The 1,048-nt window shown below is 40.7% G+C and carries 1 protein-coding gene; it reads left to right on the plus strand.

Annotation, left to right across the window (positions count from 1 at the left end; all coding sequences use genetic code 11):
• Positions 1 to 99: 99 nt before the first annotated feature.
• Complete coding sequence (locus ACU0NF_RS11845; protein ID WP_131317585.1) at positions 100 to 1,047, plus strand: IS30 family transposase; 948 nt, start codon at positions 100 to 102, stop codon at positions 1,045 to 1,047.
• Position 1,048: the final 1 nt, after the last annotated feature.

Below are 1,048 nucleotides of genomic sequence, written 5' to 3' on the forward strand. Positions count from 1 at the left end.
CTTAGATTCTCATATGAAGTGCAACAGAGATTAAAATACTGGAAGGGAGCAAGATGAGCTAGCATTCTGCATCCGACCGACCAAAGTCAAAGTTGCATCATGAACTATACTCATCTTACTCAAGAAGAAAGATATCAGATTCATACCTTATTGCGCGAAGGTTTTTCTAAACGTTATATCGCTTGGCGATTAAATCGCTCACCTTCAACCATTTCCAGGGAAACTACACGCAATCGAGCAAGGAATGGTTATTTCGCTAAACATGCTAACCTCTTAGCTCGAAGACGACATTGTTCAAATCCCAAAATAATTCCTCTCGAAACTTGGACACGTGTTCTTGCTTATCTGCATCTTCAGTGGAGTCCTGAACAAATCGCGTCCCATGTTCCAGTCAGTTCACATTCTATCTACCGCTACATAAAGCGAGATAAAAATAGCGGTGGTCAGCTATTTCAAAATTTACGCTTTAGAAATCAGCGAAAGAGGAAATATGGTAGCTCTGAAACACGTGGTCAGCTGAACAATCGCAACAGTATTCATGATAGACCTAGTGAGATTGAACAGCGGAGCCGCTTTGGCGACTTGGAAATAGATACAATTGTTGGTAAGAATCATCAACAATCACTGGTCACTATTGTTGACCGTAAGACAGGTTATTTGTGGTTGAAAAAGTGTAGCTCACGTAAGTCTGGGGAAGTCTGTCGAACAACGATCAGCCTACTCGAGCCGATTAAAGATCAGCTCAAAACAATTACAGCAGATAATGGTAAAGAGTTTAGTCTGCATGAATATATTGCTCAAGAATTAGAAATTGACTTCTATTTCGCTGATCCCTATAGCGCCTGGCAACGCGGCACGAATGAAAATACCAATGGCTTAATCAGGCAATATATTAGAAAAGGCAGTGATCTGAATCAGTATACGGATGAATATATCTCAGAAATCACACAACGTTTAAATCAGCGCCCAAGAAAAAGACTCGGCTTTAAAAGTCCGAGTCAGGTATTATGGCAACAACATGGCGTTGCACTTCAACTGCTAATCTAAG

The organism is Acinetobacter sp. F16, assembly GCF_052712855.1.